Source organism: Tepidiforma sp., assembly GCF_034432735.1.
In the GTDB taxonomy this organism is placed as follows: Bacteria; Chloroflexota; Dehalococcoidia; order Tepidiformales; family Tepidiformaceae; genus Tepidiforma.
Genome location: NZ_DAOUBJ010000102.1, coordinates 1 through 1,575, shown reverse-complemented (window position 1 = coordinate 1,575; position 1,575 = coordinate 1). Strand labels below are relative to the sequence as shown.

The 1,575-nt window shown below is 65.7% G+C and carries 1 protein-coding gene; it reads right to left on the bottom strand.

Translation table 11 applies throughout. The features are described from left to right. On the bottom strand, window positions 1-1,575 hold a 1,575-nt coding region (locus VAE53_RS09800; protein ID WP_322819195.1), incomplete at both ends, for a polyribonucleotide nucleotidyltransferase.

Here is a 1,575-nt window from a genome sequence, read left to right as displayed (position 1 = left end):
TTCGCGGTCGGAGGGGCGGGAACCGCCGCCGGAGCCGCCCGGGCCGCCGCCACGCGGGCCGCGGTCGCGGTCGCGGCCGCCGTCGCGGCTGGCTGCTGCGGCCTGCTCCGGTGTTTCGCCGAGGAGGACAGCGCGGCGGGAGAGGTTGATGCGGCCGAGGTTGTCGATCTCGGAGACCATGACGGTGACTTCGTCGCCGACTTTGACTTCGTCTTCGACGCTGCGGACGTGGTCGGCGCCGAGCTGGGAGATGTGGACGAGCCCTTCTTTGCCGGGGAGGATTTCGACGAAGGCGCCGAAGTTGAGGAGGCGGGTGACTTTGCCGGTGTAGATTTCGCCGACCTGGACTTCTTTGGTGAGCCCTTCGATCATGCGGATGGCTTTGCGAGCGACTTCTTCGTTAGGGGAGCCGACGATGACGGTTCCGTCTTCTTGGATGTCGATCGTGGCGCCGCCGGCTTCTTCTTGGATGCGGCGGACGGTTTTGCCGCCGGGGCCGATGAGTGTGCCGATCATGTCCTGGGGGATGGTGATCTTGTACATCTTGGGCGCGTAGGGGGAGAGCTCGGGGCGTGGCTCGGGGATGACCTCGAGCATGCGCTGGAGGATGTACTCGCGGGCTTCGCGGGCCTGCTCGAGGGCGGTGGCGAGGAGCTCGCGGGAGACGCCGGAGATTTTGATGTCCATCTGGAGGGCGGTGATGCCTTTGGCGGTACCGGCGACTTTGAAGTCCATGTCGCCCATGAAGTCTTCCTGGCCGGCGATGTCGGTGAGGACGCGGTAGTTGCCGTCGTCGCCCATGATGAGGCCCATGGCGATGCCGGCGACGGGTGCGGAGATGGGGACGCCGGCATCCATGAGGGCGAGGGTGCTGCCGCAGACGGAGGCCATGGAGGTGGAACCGTTGGAGGACATGACTTCGGAGACGAGGCGGAGGGCGTAGGGGAAGGCTTCTTCGCTGGGGATGACGGGCTCGAGGGCGCGTTCGGCGAGGGCGCCGTGTCCGATTTCGCGGCGGCCGGCGCCGCGGAGTGGACGGACTTCGCCGACGGAGTAGGGCGGGAAGTTGTAGTGGTGCATGTACCGCTTGTACTCGTCGGGCGAGAGGGTATCGAGTTTTTGGACCATGCTGAGGCCGCCGAGGGTGGCGATGGTGAGGACTTGGGTCTGGCCGCGCTGGAAGAGGCCGGAGCCGTGGGTACGGGGGAGGACGCCGACGTGGATATCGAGTGGGCGGATGTCTTTGACGCCGCGGCCATCGGCGCGGACTCCTCGTTCGAGGATCTGTTTCCGCATGGCTTTTTTGATGATGTTCCAGAGGGCATCGGCGATGTCGGCGGAGGTGAATCGGTCGCCGAAGCGTTCTTGGAGTTCTTGCCGGACGGCTTTGTTGGCGTCGGAGCGCTCGGATGCGGCGGTGGCGACGAGCTCGGGGATGCGGTCCTGGAGATATTCGGAGATGACGGCGATGGCTTCTTCGTTTTCGCGCGCGGGGGTGAAGGGCTTTTTGACGGGGGCGACGTCGGCTGCGATCTGTTCTTGGAGGGCGATGATTTTTCGGTTCGCCTCCATGGC